Raw genomic sequence first — 19,006 nt, forward strand, 5'->3', positions numbered from 1 at the left:
AATGTCCCGCCTTGCCAGCACGTAGCCGGCAGGGACCCCCACGAGCAGGGACACGAAGACAGAGCCAAGCGCTATGACGACGCTGTTCGTGATCGGGGTCAGGAAATCGATCTTGATAGTGCCGTAGCTGGTTGCTCCGGCTTGGGCGACGTCAAACAAGACGCGAAAGTTTTCCAATGTCGGCGAGAACAAGAAGGTCGGCGGCCAGGTCATGACCTCTGCCTGCTGCTTGAGCGACATCATCACGATCCAGACAAGCGGGAAGGCGAGGATCAATGCGCAAATGCCGACGAGCAGGTTCAGGATCAAATTGACGGAGGCGGCGCGTTTCAGTCGCATACGTTGGCCCTCAGCTGACGCGCTGCCGCACGACGCGCCACAGCTTGACCATGGCGAACGTTCCCACCAGCACGATCATCCAGTTGACGACCATGAGGGCTGCACCACGCCCGAAGGCGAGATTCTGGAATGCGATAATGTAGGCGCGCACGGAAAGAACGGAGGTGCTATCTCCAGGCCCGCCTTGCGTAGTGCCAAAAATGATGTCGAACTGATTGAGCGATTCGATCAGCCGAAACACCGCGGCGATCAGAATGTAGGGAGCGATCAGCGGCAACTCGATATGCACAAAGGTTGCCCACCCTTTTGCGCCATTGACACGCGCGGCCTCCCTGACTTCTTCATTGATACCCTGAAGGCCTGCGAAAATGATCAGCGCAAAGAATGGCGTGTAGGTCCAGACGTCAATCAGGACGAGCGAAAACATTGCGGTGTTGGGATCTGAAATCCATGCAAAGCGGGCGATTCCTGCAAGCGAGAGCAGATAGTTAAGGATTCCGCTTTGCGGGTCCATCATCGTCGTCCACATGAGCGCTACGCTCATCGGAGGCAGCACGAGGGGCAAGAGGATGACCGGCCGCATCAGCCGTGCAACGATGACTTCGGTCGCGAACAATTTTGCAAGTGCAAGACCGAAGGCAGCCTCCGCAACCACCGCCGATCCGGCGTAGACAAGAGTGGCCCGAATGCTGTTCCAGAAATCATCCGACTTGATCAGCGCTGCATAGTTGTTGAGGCCGACGAAGTGGACCAGCGGCCGACCGAACTTGAGATCCGTTAGCGACTGAAAGACGCCATAGAAGAACAGAAAAAGAAAGCCGAGCAATATCGTGATCGCTGGCGCTATGGCTGCGATGCTCCACCAGTCAAGATGCGACTGCTCGGCGCGCGCGACCGCCTTATCGTTTGACGCAACAAGTGGGCTGGCTGAAGACTGCAGCGTCACGAGCCCGTCGGATCCTCGAAGGTCCATCTCGGTCTATCTCTAAAATGCATGGGGCGGCGATGAGCTCGCCGCCCCGTTTGTTTCACATTGACGAACGGATTTCCGAGGCAAGGGCGGCCAGCGTCGCCTTCACGTCGGCTCCGTTGACCATTTTCTGCATGGCTACGGCCCATGCGTTCATTGCTTCGGCAAAGCCGACGCGGGCTGTGAAGGCGAGTTGCGCCCGTTCCTGCACGGTTTTAAACGTGTCTACGAAATTGTTGAACTCTGGCTTTGCCGCATAATCGAGCCAGGCCTTGTCGCTCCAGGTCGAGGCGCGCGGAGAGTTGACGAGCTTGCCGGCGATGGCGCCGTTCAGCTCGACTTGCTTCGATGTCGCCCATTGGATGAACAGCCAGGCGGCTCCTTTTTTCTGGGACGCAGCGTTCATCGCAAGCGACCAGATCCAGATATTCGACTCGAAGTTCTTGCTAGTCGGAGCGTGCAATGGGGGTGCGAACGCGATTTTGCCGGACGCGGGCTTGCCAGCCACGTCGTTCCAAAACCCGAACATGTTGGAATCAATCGCCATCGCGGTGCGCCCTGAATTGATGCCATCAACGACCTGGTACCAGTTGTCATTGGCAAAGGACGGCGCCGCGCATTTCTTGATCATGTCCACATAGTCTTTGTGGAAGGCGATCGACTCGGGCGAATCCAGCCCTGTCTCCAACTTGCCGTCCTGGACGACGAAATCATGCACGCCATAGGACCTGGCAATCGAGATGGCAGCTGTGTGGATGCTGCTCCAAAAGCGCACGCCGCGCACGCCCAAAGGGGTGATGGCGGGATCCGCAGCCTTCAGCTTATCGCAGGCGGCGGACATCTCCGGCGGAGTCGTTGGGACCCCGATGCCGTATTTGGCAAGTATGTCCTTACGGTAGAACAGCTGGATGTTCTCAAAGCCATGCGGGATCGCCCACACCTGCCCGCTTCCCGGCTCGATTTGGCCTTCCTTGACTTTCCAGGTCAGCGCATCCCGCAATGCAGGGAAGAAATCCTTGTAGTCGTAGCCCGCGGCCGTGAGCTTAGCGTCGTTCAGATACTGATCGAGCGGCTCGAGCAACTGGCCCGGTGCGAGATCCCAGGCCGGTTGAATGCCCGTGCCCACCACGTCCCAGCTGCGGGATTTTGTACTGAGCTGGATGGTCAGCTTATTCCAATAGGCATCGTCGGGATAGAGTTCGGGCGTCACCTTGATGCCGGTGAGTTTCTCGAATTCCGGCAACTGGGCCGCGACCGCGTCGGCATACGGATGAATGTCGTAGGCCCAGACGATCGACGTGCCTTCGAACTGGCGCCAGTTGATGTCGTCCGCCTTAGCTTGAGAAAACGCCATGGCCGTTCCGGCCAAAAGCGTCGAGCAGATGAGAGCTTTTTTTGCAAAACTAGCCGTATGGCCGCGCAAAGCGGCGAGCGTCCTTGGCATGATTCCCTCCGATGGGCTCTTTGGCCCGCAAACCACGCGCCCCCTCCTCTTCAAGCGGCCGCGGCGTTGCCGAGGCTAATCTTCGCGCATCCAACGAAAGCGGCCTTTGAGGCTCGGATTGGGTAAGGTTGGGTAAGTCAAAAAGTCGGGCGATTGGGAAAGTATCAATTGGAAGAAGCGGAGTTTGGAATGGGCCCCGGTTGACGCCACAGCCTGGCGAGCGCTGTGATGGCTGCGTTTATACCCCAGTTCGAGACGAACAGCACTAAGGCGCACAGGGCGAGCATCGCGATCGGTGCTCCGTTGCCGTATACGATATACGGCTTCTGGAGCGCGATCCAAGCGGCGATATGATGGGCGTTAGTGCAGCCAAGTGGTATGGGCGCAGCAATATTCGCGTTGAAGCGGTCGCCGCCCTGCACGGCAATCGTGTCAGGAGAAGGCGTTCAAATGAGTCTGCACCTACTCCATCCCGTCACAGGTGGAGAAGTCGTGAGATGCCCGGACAGATCGTCGTGCATGGCAATCAGCAAGCAACATAGACTCTAGAGAAGCTTGTGCGGCTTGGACCGCCCGCATACTCGCCTTCAATGAGCCGGCTCAACCATATCGGGAGGGTTCTCGTCTATTGGTTGAGACGGATCCTCCGATCTGTTTGCGGGCAAGAGGTATCAGCAGCCCCGATGGGATTGGCGGGACATCGGTCTCGGTGGGCAGTCTATTGGTCCCCAATCCACGCTAAACCTAACCGAAAGTACTGGCGCATTCATGCGACCTCTCCGCTGACGAGGCTCGAGGAGCGATCGGTTGCGACTGGTCGGACGAGGCGAGGTACCGCAGCAATCAGACGCTTGGTATAGTCGGCCCGTGGATTGAGGAAAACCTCATCCGTATCGCCACTCTCGACGACGCGTCCATGGCGCATGACCATGACCCGGTCGCTGAGATGGCGAATCACGCCGAGATCGTGCGAGATGAAGAGATAGCTCATACCGAGCTGCGCCTTGAGATCCCCGAGCAGATCGAGCACCTGCGCCTGGATCGAGACATCCAGAGCGGAAACCGGTTCATCGCAGACGATCACGGCTGGCTTTGGCGCGATCGCACGCGCGATCGCGACGCGTTGGCGCTGGCCGCCCGAGAGCTCCAGTGGCCGGCGATCCAGGAATGCTGGCGATAGGCCCACCGACTCGAGCAGCTCAATAATGCGCAGGCGACGCTCCGACCCGGTGTTCAAATCAAGGAGGCTGTCAGATATGATGCGGCCGACGGTCCAGCGTGGATCAAAGGAGCTGAGCGGATCTTGATAGATCACGGAGATCGAGCGGCGTCGCGCCCTACGCTTGCGTTCGGCGATTTCGCTCCACGCCTCTCCCTGGAACAGGACGGCTCCCTCGTCGGGAGTATCCAGAGCCATCGCCAGGCGGGCTGTGGTGGATTTACCTGATCCTGATTCCCCCACAAGGCCCAGCGTTTCGCCTGACCGAAGCTCGAAGGACACACCGTCAACCACCGTCCGCGGGACGCCATCGGGGCCGTTGAATCGCTTCACAAGATTGGTCGCACTGAGGATGATTGCAGTGGATTCAGGCGAGGGTTGTTGTTGCAGCGGGCTCAGAGACTTGGGTAGCCGTGCAATCGCCGTGGACGACAAACGGGAGCCGCGGGGACGTCCCGAGGGTACCGCGTTCAGGAGCTGCGAGGTGTAATCGTGTTGCGGGTTGCCGAAGATCTGCGCAGCTGGTCCACGCTCGACGACCTCGCCTTCGCGCATGACCAGAACATCATCCGCCATGCGCGAGACCACCGCCAGGTCATGGCTGATCAGGATCAGAGCCTTGCCCCGTGCCTTGGTTTCCTCCAGCAGCGCCAGCACCTGCGCCTGCACGGTCACGTCGAGCGCGGTGGTTGGTTCATCGGCGATCAAGAGGTCTGGATCGAGTGCGAGCGCCGACGCAAAGAGGGCTCGCTGGCGTTGGCCACCGGACAATTGATGCGGCAGCTGCCGGGCTTTGATCTCAGGCTCAGGAACCCCAACGAGTTCGAGCAGCTCAACCACGCGGCGTTTGAGCTCCTCACGGGAGTGGACAGCACGATGGAGAAGGAGGCCCTCGCCGATTTCTCTGCCGACCTGACGGAGTGGATCGAGCGAGAGAAGGGCGTCCTGCAGCACGAAGCCGATCTTCTTGCCCCGGATGAGCCGCCATGAACGTTCATTGAGGTCAGTCAGGTCTGTCCCTGTGAAGTTCATCTCGTGCGCATGAACATGTGCGCCATGGCCCGCAAGCCCGACGAGAGCGCGCGCGGTTACGCTCTTGCCCGAGCCGGATTCGCCGACGATCGCGAGGCAACGCCCCGGTCGAAGCGAGAACGACACGCCACGCACGGCCGTGCCGTTTGGATTGTCGCGTCCGAATGACACGCGCAGCGAATCTACGTTGAGAAGACTTGGCTGAGGAGGCTGGGGAGGAAGAACATGCAACATGTCAGCCCTTTCCTTCGAGGCGGTTCTGCAGATAACGTCCGATCACCGTCACGCTGAGAGCAAAGATCACCACTGCCAGACCCGGCATGATCTCGAGCCACCACGCATAGATCACGTAGTTGCGGCCAGCATTCAGGAGCGCCCCCCATTCAGAGGCTGGAGGGGGAACACCGAGTCCCAGAAACGCAACGCCCGATGCCCAGATGATGGCCTGGCCGACGCCAAGCGTGATCATCGCGGTCAACGGGTTCATGGCATTCGGGAGGATGTGCCTTCGCACGATACGCCAATAAGGGTGTCCAAGCGCCTTGGCTGCCTCCACATATCCTGCGCCTTTAACAGACAGGACCTGCCCCCTGATCATCCGGGCATAACCCGGGGCCGTTCCGATCCCGACCGCGATGACCAACGTCAGCACAGTCGTGCCGAAAACGGCCACGAACAGAAGCGCAAGGAAAAGCACCGGTAGCGCGAAAAGTGCGTCGAGCAAACGGCTGAGAACATGATCGATGACTCCGCCGCAAAGACCGGCGGCGAACCCCAGAACGAGTGCAATTGACGCGCTCAACGCGGTCGCGCCAAGGCCGATGGTCAGGGACTGCCCTGCCCCTTCAACAATGCGGGAGTATAAATCGCGACCGGACTGATCAGTCCCCAGCCAGTGGCTGGGCGACGGGGCCTGTAGTGAGGACGTCAGGTCAATCGCCAGCGGATCATGGGTCTGTACCAGCCAGGGCGCGGCCGCCGCTGTTAAGAAGAACGTAACGATGGTTATGGCCAAGCAAACCCGCAAAGGAATTGCCTGCGCCGTTGAAAGTGCTTCCTTCCAATAGCGAGATTTGAGGACGTCTGGTAGCGCGGCAGAGCAGGTCATGCCAATTTGATCCTTGGGTCAACGATACTGTAGGCGAAATCGACGGTCACGCTGACAATGACAAACAGGCCAGCGGAGACCAGAATGACGCCGGAGACGACGGGAACGTCGCGCGTGGATGTAGCGGCGACCAGGACGCCGCCAAGTCCCTGTCGGGCAAAGACGGCCTCAATTAAAACGGCACCGGACAGAAGCTTACCGAACGCCCAGCCTGACAAGGTGATTGCTGGCAAAGCTGCATGGCGCAGGACATGACGAAACCGCACGCCGAGATCGCCCATGCCTCGCGTTCGGGCCGAAGTTACAAAGGGCAACTCGAGCAAACGCGTGAACTCACTCGTAACGACTTGCCCGAAGAGCCCAGACAGTTCCAACGCCAGCGCCAGGGTTGGAAGAATGAGGCCGATCGCCGAATTGCCTCCCACCACAGGAAAGATGCGAAGCTGTACGGCAAAGACGACGAGCAGGATGGTAGCTAGCCAGTAAGGCGGCACGGTCGCCAACAGAACCTGCATCCCGCTCAGCAGCTTCGCCCAGAAATTATCTCTCCCGGCTGCAAAAACTGTGGTCAGAATAGTGATCACCCACGCGGTTACGAGCGCGGCGACCGCAAGGAGGACGGTTGGCCCAATCTGTTCGGCAATGATGGCTGCCACTGGCCGATGCTGGTGGTAGGATTGGCCAAGGTCCCCCTGCAAAATCCCGGAGATGTATTTCGCGTATTGCAAGAAAATCGGCTGGTCGAAGCCATATTTTGCGTTGATTGCCGCAAGCTCTTGTCGAGCGGCCGCCCCTACATTGCCGCTGACGACGTTGAGGATGATTTGGGCGCGCTCACCTGGCAGCAGACATTGGACAAGGAAGGTGAATGTTGCCGCAGCCCATACGGTCGCTGCGGCGGACAGGATGCGATGTGCGAACCACACGGCCTGTCTGCGGGCTGCGACTTTCACGGGGCGGATTTCTTGTCGAAATAGCTATCATAGAAGACCGGCTCGCCGACGGAGCCGCGGTCGAGCCAAATGTCCTTTAGATGTGCTTGCACAGCTAGAGTGACGTCAAGGACTGCGAACCCCACGACAGGAGCGTCAGCGACGATCTTGCGCTCTGCTTCCTGATAGAGCGCGGTTCGCTCAGCATTGTCGAAGTGTTTTTCGGCCTTCTGAATAATGTCCCACAGTGCCCGGTCCTGGTAGCGTGAGGGATTGAAGCGATTGAGCTCACCATTAAGGTCAGGCTTCCAGGAGATGCGGAAGATTTCAGCGCCGGGAGCAACCCAGTAGAGAAGGACGACCTCGTAATCGTTCGGACCGAGATTTTTCCCGGCGAAGAAATCGGCCTGGTTCGTTGGCTGAAGCCGCACGTCGAAGCCGGCAGCCTTTGCCTGCTGTTGGATCACCTGCACGGCCTGCTCACCGTCGGGCTTCAAGAACGAACTCGAATAGGAGATGCGTACGACGAGCGGCTTGCCATGCTTGAGGCGAACGCCCCTGCTGTCACGCTCGGTCCAACCTGCCTGATCCAGGAGCTGATTGGCTTTGCCGACGTCATACCTGTATGACGGGGCAAGCTCGCTGATATATTCGGGCGAGCTTTGGCTTAGCGCGCCATTGCCTTCAAACGGCAAGGAGCCCAGGAACGAGGACTCGACCGCGGCTTTTCGGTCGGCGGCATAGGCAAACGCCTGGCGAACGAGCAGATCGTCAAAAGGCGAGCGAGCCGTATACAACGCCAAGCGCAGGGGCGTGCCACCCGTAATGTGCCGCAAGACAGTGAAGCGCGAGTTGGCATCTTTCCAAGCGACGGCTGGAACGTCGTAAGCTGCATCAGATTCCCCGGTTAGCAGAGAGCCATACCGAACGGTCTGATCGGGGAAGAACTTCCACTGGATCCCGTCAACGTAAGCCGGTCCCTGGTGCTTGGCTGTTGCCGGCGCGGAGTTGTAGTCGGGATTGCGGCGGAATATAACCTCTTTTCCCCGATTCCACTTCTCGACGATGAATGGACCCGATCCGACCGGGCTCTCGCAGTTCACCGCAAGTCCACGCTTGAGCGCCGTTGGCGACAGAATGCCCTGGGACGACTGGGCCAGAACATTGAGCAACGGCTGGAACGGCGCCTTTAGCGTTAGTCGAAGTGTCGCGGGCGCGATTGCCGCTGCCGATTCAAAGTTGTCGCTGAGATAAGGAGCGGCCGTCGGATTGCGGAGGTCCGGATTGGTGCTGAGCCAGCCATTGATGTTGTCGGCAACTGCCTGTGCATCGAGCGGTGTCCCGTCGGTGAATTTCACGTTCGGCTTGATCTCAAACGTGTACACTTTCTTGTCGTCGGAGATGGTCCATGATGTGGCCAGCCATGGCACAATCTCCCCGTCCTTGGTCCGGGCGACTAGATTGTCGCTATATTGCCGCTGTAGATACCATTGCTGGACCCATCCTCCGAACAAGCAAGGCGGCTCCTGAAAGTGGCCATATCGAATAATGCCACCGCGCCTCGTACTATCGCTCGAACCGTCCTGAGCAAAAGTGCTGGGCGCATAGGCGATCTGCGACAGCGTGGAGAGCGCGATTGCAATGGCTGCTGCCTTTTGCTTTCTGTAAGCGTGTGGCTGGCGCGCGAGAAACGCAGATGATTGTGTGTCGGACAGAGACATATCGAACTCCAAGCTATTGATAGTGAAACCGCGAGGCAGACGGGCGATCAGGCCGTCGCCCGCTCTTGCGACGGAACGCCCCCTGGGAGCGAAAGGCCGAAACGGTCACGCAAGGTTTCTTCCCGATACTCGGTGCGAAACAGTCCGCGGCGCTGCAGTATTGGAACGACATGATCGATGAAGGCGGGCGCACCATCCTCCAACACATCTGGGATGATGTTGAAGCCATCAACTGCGCCGGCGCGGTACCATGCCTCGATCGAATCGGCGATCTGTTCCGGTGCGCCCGCGATCACGCGATGGCCGAAACCCTGAACGCTGCTTATGATCTCCCTAACTGTCCGGCCTTGGCGTGCCAAGCTTTCGATGGTGCGGTGATGACCGACCGAAAATGGGACATCATTCGGATCGGGCAGCAGTTCCTCGGGAATGGGTTTGTCAAGGCTGAGCTTTTCGGGCGCCACATTGATGCCTCGCGCCAAAGCGACGAGCGCGCTGGGCAGATCGAGTAATTCGTCGATCGCTCTCTTGCGGCGATACGCCTCCTCTTCCGTGCCGCCAACGAAGGTGACCAGGCCCGGCAGTATGATCGGCGCCGTCCGCCGGCCGAGTTGATGCGACAGCGCACGCAGGCGTCCGGCCTCGCGCAGCGCTGTCTCCAGGTCGCCCGCAGCAGCGAACACCAGATCGGCGCTGCGCGCAGCGAGCCGCAATCCGTCGTCCGAGCCTCCCGCTTGAACGATGATCGGGTGCACTTGTGGCGAACCGGGGTGCGTGAGCGGACCGCGGACGCTAAAGATATTGGTGTTGGGGTCGAGCAGTCGAAACTGGGGATTGGCGTAGATTCCAGAGGTCTGATCCCCGACGATTGTTCCATCTCCCCAGCTCAGCCATAGCCCTCGGACGGTTTCGACGAAGTCTTCGGCGCGCTTGTAGCGCTCCTCGCGACCGAGCTCGCGCCCACCGAAATTGCCGACCGTCGCGGGGCTGGAGGTGGTGACTGCATTCCAGGCGACGCGGCCGCCGCTAATGACATCAAGTGATTGGAAACGACGCGCCAGGTTGTACGGCTCATTGTACGTCGTCGATGCGGTTGCAATCAGTCCGATGTGTTTCGTCTCACGTGCGATTACCGTGAGAACAAGCGTAGGTTCAAGCCCGTTGAGCGGCGGTCGGCGGGTAATATCCCAAGATATTGCCGGGGTATCTGCAAGAAACACCGCGTCGAGCAAGCCGCGCTCGGCCACCTTCGCTGCCCGAAAATAATGCTCGATGTCAAAGAAAGCGCTCGGATTGGTGCTCGGCCAACGCCATGCTGCGGCGTGTCCGCCTGCGCCGTGAAGATTAAGCCCAAGATGAAGCGTTCGGATTGCAGAAGACATGAATTCTCCAGGCGCGGGATGGCATGCGCAGTTCAAGGGGTGTGTTGGCTCGGCTACGCTATCTGGCTGCTTCTTGCGCTCCCGCGCAGAGAACGTGCGGCATCTGAGGACGCGGCGAGGCCGCCGGTCGAGATTAGCGGATCAGGTGAAGCAACTCGCGCGCTCAAAGAGCCCGAACACTCGCCCAAGCGCGAGCCAGCTGGACCTCTGACGAATTCGATCGAGCGACGGTTGGCCGGGGGACATCGCGTATTGTACCTGCCCGAACCTCTGCTGGTGAGCCTTACAATGCGTGCAACTCGCGCGATGACCAAAGCTGCTGTCATGACAACTCCACGGCCGACACCGGCGGCCTTCGATCGCGAGAGAATCAAGCGACGGGACATCAAACGCAATAGTTGCGTATTTCAATCTGCTACCGCGCGCTGGCATACTCTTCTACGACAGCCTTGTTGTCTTCGAGCTTGCAGGATTTGTGCGCGTGCAGCCTGCTTGTCGCAGTTTCGGAGCACGATCCCAAAGTCACGCCGAGGCGAGTGATTGCAAATCTGGTATGTCTCTTGGAGCACCGTCGTTCGGGGCGCGCGCACGGTGTTGGCGAGGGATCCTCGCGTGTCCCTCGATAGGGTAGAAGAATTCTCGGGCCGATCGGCAAGGGACATAGCCCCGCGGCTTGCCGGGCCCCCTTGTTGCGCGGGCAGCGCTCTCCGCCCGAGCATCGCCAGCATGAGCTTTAGTGGCCTCGCGTGCCTCTGTGGGGTGACTGTCAAAGCGTGTCACTCGAAACGTGATCGACTTGGGCGCGCGAGATCAAGCGTCTAGAGCAATCGTCTTGCCTCCTGACCAAGCCTGCGCTCGCATGTCTCTCGAAACCGGCGCGATCAACAGGGAGCTGAGATAGGGCGCTCCGCCAACCCAGCAGCGACGCCGCTGCGCGCTGCTCGATAGCTCGTTCGTCGCGGCGCTTTGCTCGTCAATCGCCGCGGGCTGCCGACGTCACATAGTTGCCCACGTTGCTCACGACCTTCTTGATCGAGGCAGGATGCTGACGACTTCGCCGGAGATGCCGTCGGCTCAGCCACCCGGGTTGCGCTGCGCTTCTGGGACACCGACCTGACTGGTCCACCGCTGCTGTTCATTCGTAAGCAGCTCTTGACGTGTAATGGAATTAAAGCCCGCTTGAAGCGAACCTGTCGCGTGCATCCTGAATAGAATGCGACAGATCCCGCGACAGCTCAATGATCGGTCCAGCTGCGGACGCACCATCAAGGTCGCGCATAATGGCCCCGATGCAGCAATCGGCTGCTTCCAGCACCGCTAATGAGACCGACATTTCTGCGGGGGTGCGAACCCGAGCAAAATCGAATTGCGCCAGAGCGGCACCTAGTTCGCGAAGGTGTTCAGCGGCGGAATTGTACGCTGCCAACCTGGGTTTGGGAAAGCAAGGAGAAATCTTGTTGGCCTTCTGGGGGAGGAAATCCGCAGCCAAGCGGCAATTCCGGCCCCGAATCGCTTATGTCAGTCGAACGGGACAACGCGTTTCCGTTCATGGGCGAGGCAGGCGTCTCGGCTCGGTGCGGGCCGGCGGGGTCGGTTCCCTGCATCAACACTGCGGGAAACTTGCTCCAGGCCTAGTGTAACTCGCCGGTAACGAACTGGGCTCGTCCCATGCCGAATGACCAATCTTCGTCCGCATTGATCACGAAGCTTATCATGAGGTCAGTTGGCGCTACTCCACAGGACGACGACAGCCTCTCGGCCAGGACGCGATAAAACTCCAATTTGGACGCCTTGTCGCGCGGTCGGCTCGTCAACTGCAACATGACCAATTTATCGGTCCGATTGATATCAAGACCTGTGTCAAGCGCGACGATGCTGGACTTGGGGTGCTGATGCACCACCTGATAGCGGTCGCGGGGCGGCACGTGGAGCGTTTCGACCAGAACTTCGTGAGTGACATCCAAAAGCCGTTGGATCTCCGCATCACTTCGTCCCTCGATCAAATCGAACCGTAAAAATGGCATGGCGATGCTCCTCACTGCCGGCTCAACTAACAAAGCTGCGGCGGGCAACCAAGGTGGACCGAGCAATAAAAAGCTGCAATACTCGGTGTATGTTTTCTCTGGCGAAATCGACATCATCATTCAAGATGACGGTCATCTATCTTTAAGATGGACGACGGAGCACTCCAACTCACGCGGCCCGAACACTTGCCAGGAAGCGATCGACATCCGCTTTCAGCAAAGTGGACTGGTGGTTCAGCCCACCTGCAGCCGCAAGCACACCAGCCGCAGCCACCCCGGTTTGGGCAGACGCCTCGCTCACCCCGACGATGTTGCGCGTTACGTCTTCGGTGCCTTGCGCGACCCTCTGGATGCTGCGTGCGATTTCGCGCGTCGCGACACCCTGTTGCTCCACGGCGGATGCAATCGCAATTGCGATCTCGTTGATCGAGGATATCGTGCCGCTCACGCCCTCGATTGCTTGGACAGCCTCGCTCATGGCGCCCTGCATGCCGTTGACTTGGGTCGAGATCTCCTCCGTTGCACGTGCGGTCTGCCCTGCGAGCGACTTCACCTCGCTTGCCACGACGGCAAACCCCCTTCCCGCCTCGCCGGCACGGGCGGCCTCGATGGTTGCATTTAGCGCCAGCAGGTTCGTCTGGCTTGCGATCGCAGTTATTAACTGAACCACGTCTCCGATCTTTGATGTCGCGGCTACAAGACCTTGAATTGTGATATTAGTCCGTTGCGCCTCTTCAACGGCGCCTCCGGCGACCTTGGTCGAACGCGCCACCTGATTGCCTATCTCGGCGATCGAGGCCGAGAGCTGCTCAGTGGCCGACGCGACCGACTGCACGCTTGAGCTGGCCTCTTCTGCAGCAGTCGCAACCACTCCGGACTGGCGGCTGGCAGATCTCGCCGTCTCCGACATGCCTTGGGACGTCGTCCTCATAGCGGAAGCCGAGTGAGAGAGGGCATCGAGTGACGTGCTTACACCTTGTGCGAACTCGTCGGCCAGCTTGCCCAGGAGGCCCCGTTTTTCCGTCTCGGCCATCAATTTCATCTCGTCCTGTTCCTGGCGAAGGCGAGCGGTCTCTATCATGGCGTCCTGAAACACTTTGACGGTCGTCGCCATCTCTCCCACTTCATCCGCACGCGAGAGCGCAGGAATCGCCGATCTTGTATCGCCACTGGCGAGCTTTCGCATCGCCCGCGTGAGACTGGCGATCGGCCGCGTGATACTGCGGCTGAGAAGAATTGACGTGGCCACGACAAGCGCAAGGGCTATAAGGATGAGAAGGCCAATGCGCTTTGCTTCTGCCATGAATATCGCGTCTACGTCGTCCAGATAGATGCCGCCCGCGACTGCCCAGTCATAGGGCTTGAACCCCACGACATAGGCGATCTTGGGAAGTGGGTCGCCGACGCCGGCACGGGGAAAGCTAAAGGCGACAAAGCCGGATCCGCCGGACTTCACAAGATCGACTTGCAGCCGGGAGAAAAAGACACCGTTGGCATCCGAGGTGTCCTTCATGCTCTTGTTCTGAAACTTGGGATTGGGATGCGCGACCAGTACGGAATCCATGTCGAGGGCATAGAAATAGTCGTCCTTGCCGAAACGCAATGATTGAAGCAGTTGCTTGCTCCGTTCCAAGGCCTGCGCATCGGAGAGCCCTGCCGCTCGGGATCCCTGGTAGTCCAATTCAAGCACCTGCTTCGCCAGGAGGACGAGCTGCTGAAGCTTGTCTTTTCGGTCCTCGAGCAGGCTGCTCTTGAGGGCCGACAAGCCGACCCCGGCCACGGATGCAACACCTAGAACAGAGAGAACCACCATCAACATCAGCCTGGAAGAAATCTTGAACTTGGCAAGCATGAAAAATCCTCAACACGCTGAGTCCGACCATCACTCCGCCTCATCTATCGCACATTGATAAAAATTGCCTTTAGCCCACAGGGCCACCTTGATATCAGCGCCAGTCGAACAAGGGCGCAGGGATGCGAGTTTATGCAAGCCTCGTTGCGATGACTCCGGTTCGCGGCGAACCATTACCAGTTGAGATGACGGTCATCTCTTCTCTAGATGACGATGCGCGCCGCATCGTTCCCCAATGCGTCTTTCACGCGGCCCACATTGGTCGTTAGGATGTTTGTGACGACATTCAAAATGTTGCCGCTGCTGGCTTCAAGAGTGGACTGGAATGGATCTCTCCGATCTCAAAGTGTTCGAGACGGTTCTGCGTCTTGGAAGTATCAGCCGTGCGGCAACGCAGCTGTGTACTGCTCAATCCAAAGTCACAACTCGTATCCGAGTGCTTGAGGGCAAGCTTGGCATTTCACTCTTCGAGCGTCACGCACGGGGCGTAACGCCAACCCCGGCAGCCCACAGGGTCCTCCCCTATGTCGCTAGGCTTTCAAAACTTGCCGCGGATGCCCGAGCTGCGGCACGGGATGATGGTGTGCCGAGGGGCACTCTGCTGATCGGAAGCCTCGAGACGACCACCGCGTTGCGATTGTCTCCGCTTCTGCCAAGGTTTGCCAGCGCCTGTCCCCACGTCCAGCTCACGATCACGACCGGAAACACTACACGCTTGTTGAATGACGTCCTCGAGTATCGTCTCGACGGCGCGTTTGTCGCGGGCCCGGTCGATCACCCGGACCTGCATCAACGGCCTTTCTTCCACGAGGAGCTCGTGCTGGTAACGGCCCCTTCGGTCCGGACAAAGGACCTGGCTGCCATCGGGCCCTTTAAGATGATCGTCTTTCAGACCGGCTGCTCTTATCGCACCCGTCTGGAGACGATGCTGATGGAAATGGGGATCACTCTGTCCGAGCCGCAAGAGCTTGGTTCTCTCGACGCCATCATCAGTTGCCTCTCCGCCGGCCTTGGTGTCACCTTGATGCCGCGAGGTGTCATTGCAGCTGCCGCCCGGGACGGCAGGGTCGCTGCGCATGCGTTGCCGCCTTCCCGGACGGCCGTTGAGACGGTGTTCGTCTGGCGAAAGGATGTCTATGTATCGAGCGCGATGACAGCCCTGTTCGATCTGATCGAATCCTGGCCGTAACTCGAGCCGTCCAGCCTAGGACCGCCGCTCGCCTTCGAAGTAGTTCAATAGGCCCGTGCCTGGTGCGCAGTTGACATACTCGAAAAGCTGGTTGTTCTCCGGCAGCACGAAGACTTCATGCCAGGTTCTGAGCTGGTTCTTCGCGCCGAACTTGCGGTAACGGGCCATTGCGGCGCGGAAGATCGCCCCGTGCGACGGATGATGCTCAGCCCAGTTCTCCATGTGGCCGAGCGAGAGAAAATATCCGAGCGCATGAGTCTCGAGCTCGGGTGCCCCGCCGACATCGCATGTTTGCTGAAACCGCAGCGAGCAGCAACCCGTTGCCTCAGGACTTTCGCGCAAGAAGTCCATTCCGCGTTCGAGGGGAGCTCGCAGGTCGCGCATGTAATCTTCGGTTTGGTCGGCATCGCAGCGCCCCCAAAAGGCCGCCGATCGAATGACGGTGAGGTTCCGGGGCGTAGCGATCCGCCACCGATTGGACCTGGTCTCGCGCGGCGTCGCCGATGGGAGCTCAGGCAGCGCCGACGGCAAGGGATCGACCGCGGCGAGTGGGATCCGGTCGCGCATCGCGCCGTAGTAGCCGCAATACGGTGTCGGATAGAGCGCCACTTCGTTAGAGCGACTCATTCCGGCTGGATAATCGTTCCAATACAGCGTCTCAAGGCGCTCGATCGGAACGGTCAAGCTCTCACGGAAGTAGCCCGTTGCCTCCGAACACCTCGCCGAATCGTTCCACCAATTTGCCACGCGACTATCTTCGAGCCAATCATCACGACGGGTCCGGTCAACCCAATAGCTCGCAACCACATGCGTATAGAGGCCGTTGTGATCGACGAACCACGCATGATCGTGCACGTGCGGGCCGTTCGGCAGGCTGACGGCTTCGGACATCCACCGTATGAAGCCGGACTTGTAGACGGCTTCCGCGTTCGGTCCCTGGATGCCGTGAAATGCAACACACAAGGCGTCGCATTTGCGTGGGAAACCGACGGACCAACGCTGGACCACCGGCTCGAAACCTTTCGGCTTACGCAGCGGATTGATCCGCTCCAACACCTGAAAATTCATAGCGAGCTCCGTTCCCTAGTGGATTCCAAAATATGCCTTGTGAAGCTCGGAGTTCTCTTTCAAGAGTTCAGCGCTTCCTTTGGCGACAACGAGTCCTTGTGCCAGCACGTAGCCGTAATCGGCCACGTCGAGCGTTTGACGCACGTTCTGCTCGATCAGCAGAACCGAAAGTCCGGCTGTCTTCAGTTGTCGGACTATTCCGAAAACCTCCGAGACAAATAACGGCGACAGTCCGAGCGAGGGCTCGTCGAAGATCACGAGTTCCGGATCGGCCATCAGCCCTCGCGCGATGGAGAGCATCGACCGCTCACCGCCGGACAGTGTTCCCGCGAGCTGGCTTCGCCGCTCCTTCAGACGCGGGAACACCTCGAACATCTCCTCCATCCGGGTCGCAACGCGCCTGTCGTCACGCATGATCAATCCGCCCACCTTGAGGTTATCAAGGACGCTCATGCGCGGCATCACGCGATTGCCTTCTGGGACCGTCGCGATCCCGAGGGCCGCGATCTTGTGGGTAGGCATGTTTGTAGTCGCTACGTGCCCAAAGCGAACCTCGCCTTTCCGGATCCGGGTCAACCCGAGGATGGCCCGGATCAATGTGCTTTTGCCGGCGCCGTTGGCCCCCAGGATGGCCGTTACCGTACCGGGCCTGACCTCGATGGTCACGTTCTTCAGAACGTCAGCGCGATCGTAGCCGGCGTTGATCGCATTGGCCGACAACGTCCGCGCCGCGGTTCGTCGCACGCTGATCATTGCCCTATCCCGAGATAAGCTGCCTGCACTTCGGGGTCGGCTATCAACCCGTCAAAACTGCCTTCGAAGACTTTTCGGCCGAAATTGAGCACGATGCAGCGATCGGAGACACGCCGGATAACGTCCATTTCGTGCTCCACCAGGACCACGGCGAGTTCCGGCATCTCGGACCTGAATGCGAGGAGATCGTCCATGAGTTCGCGCGTCTCATCCGGGGTCATACCGGCGGAGGGCTCATCCAGCAACAGCAGGCGCGGCCTGCCGATTAGCGCCCGGCAGATCTCGATCCGCCGACGATCGATCATCGGGAAAGAGCTCACAGGCTGGAACAGCCGGTCGGCAATCGCGGCGTTGAAGCGGGACGCAATCTCGCGTGCGCGATTGACCGTCTCCCGCAGCTCTCTGCCCCACCGCGCGCGCCGAAACAGATTTGTAAGGAGACCGAGATCGCAATGGCAGAGGGCTCCGACCGCAATATTGTCGAACACGCTCTGATCGAGCATCAGCCTCGATCGCTGAAAGGTTCGCGCGACACCGGCACGACCGATCATCTGGGGCGCACAGCCAAAGAGGTCGCGGCCATCGAGCCGGATCGTTCCCGCGTTCGGGTCGTAAAGTCCCGTGATGACGTTGAAGAATGTCGTCTTGCCCGATCCGTTGGGCCCGACCAGCCCGATCGTCTCGCCGCGGCCGATTTCGACGTCGAAACGGTCGAGCGCGACCAGCCCGCCGAATGTCTTGGTGAGACCGGAACAATGCAGCAGAGTGCTACTCATTTTGGCGCTCCGTCGATGAAGCGGGACAGGTCCCTCACCGGACGTGGCAGGATGCCGCCCGGGCGGAACAGCAAGATGACGAGCACGAGCAAGGCGAACAGCAACAGGCGGAATTCCTGGATCGACTGCAGTTTTTCCGGCACTTCCAGGATGATCAGGGCGGCTACGACGGAGCCCCACAAATTGCCGATTCCGCCCAGCACCACGATTGAGAGCATCAGCAGGGAGTCCCCGAGGCTCGCGCCGTTGGGTGTCACGAACCCGTTCATCATCCCGTAGAGCGCTCCAGCCATGCCGATGATGGCGTTGCCGAGGACAAAGCCGACGACCTTCCACAGCCGGATCGACAGGCCGAACACCGCCGCGGCGGTCTCATCGCTGCGGACAACGTCCAGGGCGATGCCGACCCACGAGTTTTCCAGACGACGGACGAGGATGAACACGAGGCCGAACATGCAGACCGAGAGCGTTGCATAGGGCAGATAGAACGACACGCTCCATGGACCAATCTGTTTGAGCCGGGCGAAATCGAGCCCCATGATCGAGAAGCTTCCGATCTTCAGCCCCTGGGGCCCGCCGAGGACGTCGTTGACTTCGAGCCAGGTCCGCAGCAGCACGCCGAATGCGATCGTCACGAGCGCGGCATAGTGCCCGCGCGTTCGCAGCACCGGCAGCAACAGCACGAGGCCGATTGCACCCGTCACAATCGCGCCGATCAACGGCGCAAATGTGCGCGGAACGGTGGTGTATGCAGTCACTAGGGCGGCCGTATATGATCCCACGACGAAGAAGGCCGCGCCTGCGAAGTTGGCGATGCCGGCGAATGCTAGCTGCAAGTTGAGAGCGATGCAGGCAGTGGAGAAGATTGCTACCGTTGACAACATGAGAAGCGCGTAGTGATCGGCGTGAAACAGGACAATCAGGATCAACGCACACAGCAATGCCATGCCATTGGCAACGCCTCGGTAGTCGCCGCAGGTGGCGGCAATCTCCCGGCCGATCTGCGTTCGATCCGACACTCCAAACGCCAGAACGAAGGCTGCGAGCAAGGCGAGAACGACGGGCTGGGATTCGGCGTGCATCATCACGCCGCCGCCGGAAAACAGGAGCGCCACCACGGCTGCGACGAGGGCGCGCGGATGACGACGAATCCCCGGGACGGAGAGCGAGGGAGCCGGGCTTGAAAGGCTGCTCATG

At 59.6% G+C, this 19,006-nt stretch carries 15 protein-coding genes and 1 pseudogene; 1 reads left to right on the top strand and 15 read right to left on the bottom strand.

Annotation, left to right across the window (positions count from 1 at the left end; genetic code table 11):
* The 11 genes and pseudogenes from IVB32_RS42360 to IVB32_RS42410 form a co-directional block, all read right to left on the bottom strand.
* Positions 1-339 (bottom strand): annotated as a pseudogene (locus tag IVB32_RS42360) (carbohydrate ABC transporter permease); the annotation flags it as partial.
* Between the two features lie 10 nt (positions 340-349).
* Positions 350-1,285 (bottom strand): sugar ABC transporter permease, encoded by a 936-nt coding sequence (locus IVB32_RS42365; protein WP_247285568.1) that lies wholly within the window; start codon positions 1,283-1,285, stop codon positions 350-352.
* Positions 1,286-1,367: 82 nt separating this feature from the next.
* Positions 1,368-2,753: an extracellular solute-binding protein gene (locus IVB32_RS42370; RefSeq protein ID WP_247300021.1), complete on the bottom strand. Its 1,386-nt coding sequence runs from the start codon at positions 2,751-2,753 to the stop codon at positions 1,368-1,370.
* A 766-nt stretch (positions 2,754-3,519) separates the two neighbouring features.
* The gene (locus IVB32_RS42375; protein ID WP_247360770.1) at positions 3,520-5,238 is read right to left on the bottom strand and encodes an ABC transporter ATP-binding protein; all 1,719 of its coding nucleotides are present in this window, start codon (positions 5,236-5,238) and stop codon (positions 3,520-3,522) included.
* Between the two features lies 1 nt (position 5,239).
* Positions 5,240-6,112, bottom strand: a complete 873-nt coding sequence (locus IVB32_RS42380) for an ABC transporter permease (RefSeq protein WP_247360766.1) — start codon at positions 6,110-6,112, stop codon at positions 5,240-5,242.
* Entirely contained in the window at positions 6,109-7,065 is a 957-nt protein-coding gene (locus tag IVB32_RS42385; RefSeq protein WP_247360764.1) for an ABC transporter permease, read from the bottom strand. Before IVB32_RS42385 ends, IVB32_RS42380 begins: the two co-directional genes overlap by 4 nt.
* On the bottom strand, positions 7,062-8,765 hold the full coding sequence (locus IVB32_RS42390) for an ABC transporter substrate-binding protein (RefSeq protein ID WP_247360762.1): 1,704 nt from the start codon (positions 8,763-8,765) through the stop codon (positions 7,062-7,064). The genes IVB32_RS42385 and IVB32_RS42390 overlap by 4 nt, the downstream gene beginning before the upstream one ends.
* Positions 8,766-8,812: 47 nt before the next feature.
* Positions 8,813-10,147, bottom strand: coding sequence for an NtaA/DmoA family FMN-dependent monooxygenase (locus tag IVB32_RS42395; protein WP_247360760.1), 1,335 nt, complete (start codon positions 10,145-10,147; stop codon positions 8,813-8,815).
* A gap of 1,168 nt (positions 10,148-11,315) precedes the next feature.
* A complete protein-coding gene (locus tag IVB32_RS42400; protein WP_247360758.1) occupies positions 11,316-11,636 on the bottom strand; it encodes a hypothetical protein in 321 nt (106 codons plus the stop codon).
* A gap of 142 nt (positions 11,637-11,778) precedes the next feature.
* Complete coding sequence (locus IVB32_RS42405) at positions 11,779-12,171, bottom strand: tautomerase family protein (RefSeq protein ID WP_247285611.1); 393 nt, start codon at positions 12,169-12,171, stop codon at positions 11,779-11,781.
* Positions 12,172-12,340: 169 nt separating this feature from the next.
* Positions 12,341-14,023, bottom strand: a complete 1,683-nt coding sequence (locus IVB32_RS42410) for a methyl-accepting chemotaxis protein (RefSeq protein WP_247360755.1) — start codon at positions 14,021-14,023, stop codon at positions 12,341-12,343.
* Between the two features lie 325 nt (positions 14,024-14,348).
* On the opposite strand from IVB32_RS42410, the gene IVB32_RS42415 reads away from it, so the two are divergent.
* Positions 14,349-15,212, top strand: a complete 864-nt coding sequence (locus IVB32_RS42415) for a LysR family transcriptional regulator (RefSeq protein WP_247360753.1) — start codon at positions 14,349-14,351, stop codon at positions 15,210-15,212.
* Between the two features lie 15 nt (positions 15,213-15,227).
* On the opposite strand, the gene IVB32_RS42420 is transcribed toward IVB32_RS42415, so the two are convergent.
* From IVB32_RS42420 to IVB32_RS42435, 4 genes are read right to left on the bottom strand one after another with little or no spacing between them, the layout of a single operon-like run.
* A complete protein-coding gene (locus tag IVB32_RS42420) occupies positions 15,228-16,280 on the bottom strand; it encodes a phenylacetaldoxime dehydratase family protein (RefSeq protein ID WP_018458442.1) in 1,053 nt (350 codons plus the stop codon).
* A gap of 15 nt (positions 16,281-16,295) precedes the next feature.
* Positions 16,296-17,000, bottom strand: a complete 705-nt coding sequence (locus IVB32_RS42425; protein WP_247413204.1) for an ABC transporter ATP-binding protein — start codon at positions 16,998-17,000, stop codon at positions 16,296-16,298.
* Positions 17,001-17,029: 29 nt separating this feature from the next.
* Positions 17,030-17,809, bottom strand: a complete 780-nt coding sequence (locus IVB32_RS42430; RefSeq protein ID WP_247360749.1) for an ABC transporter ATP-binding protein — start codon at positions 17,807-17,809, stop codon at positions 17,030-17,032.
* Complete coding sequence (locus IVB32_RS42435) at positions 17,806-19,005, bottom strand: branched-chain amino acid ABC transporter permease (protein ID WP_247413206.1); 1,200 nt, start codon at positions 19,003-19,005, stop codon at positions 17,806-17,808. The genes IVB32_RS42430 and IVB32_RS42435 overlap by 4 nt, the downstream gene beginning before the upstream one ends.
* Position 19,006: the final 1 nt, after the last annotated feature.

Source organism: Bradyrhizobium sp. 23 (assembly GCF_023073295.1).
Classification (GTDB): Bacteria; Pseudomonadota; Alphaproteobacteria; order Rhizobiales; family Xanthobacteraceae; genus Bradyrhizobium; species Bradyrhizobium canariense_D.